The sequence below is a fragment of the Citrobacter sp. Awk 4 genome (genome assembly GCF_028069725.1).
Taxonomy (GTDB): Bacteria; Pseudomonadota; Gammaproteobacteria; order Enterobacterales; family Enterobacteriaceae; genus Citrobacter_D.
Window position 1 is genome coordinate 1 of sequence record NZ_JANEWG010000144.1, and the last position, 531, is coordinate 531.

1 pseudogene is annotated in these 531 nt (G+C 56.5%); it reads right to left on the reverse strand.

Annotated features, from left to right (window positions below):
• Window positions 1–511: pseudogene (locus NNO04_RS22565) on the reverse strand (transposase); the annotation flags it as partial.
• Window positions 512–531: the final 20 nt, after the last annotated feature.

Genomic DNA, 531 nt, shown 5'->3' on the forward strand with positions numbered 1-531 from the left:
TATACCCGCTTGTGATTGACGTGAAGGCCCTCCCGACGCAGCAGCTGCCAGATGCGCCGATAACCAAAACGTCTGCGTTCAAGCGCCAGCTCAGTAATACGCCCTGATAAATGCGCATCAGCCGCCGGACGCTGAACCTCATAGCGGCAGGTCGACAGGGACAAACCTGTAAGCCTGCAGGCACGACGTTGCGACAGACCGGTCGCATCACACATAAACTCAACGGCTTCCCGCTTCTGGTCTGTCGTCAGTACTTTCGCCCCAGAGCCACCTGAAGTGCCTCCTTATCCAGCATGGCTTCGGCAAGCAGCTTCTTGAGTCTGGCGTTCTCTTCCTCAAGCGACTTGAGGCGCTTAACCTCGGGCACCTCCATACCGCCATACTTCTTACGCCAGGTGTAAAAGGTGGCGTCGGAAATGGCGTGCTTACGGCAGAGCTCACGGGCAGAAACCCCGGCTTCAGCCTCGCGGAGGATATTGATGATCTGTTCTTCGGAAAAACGCTTCTTCATGGGGATGTCCTCATGTGGCT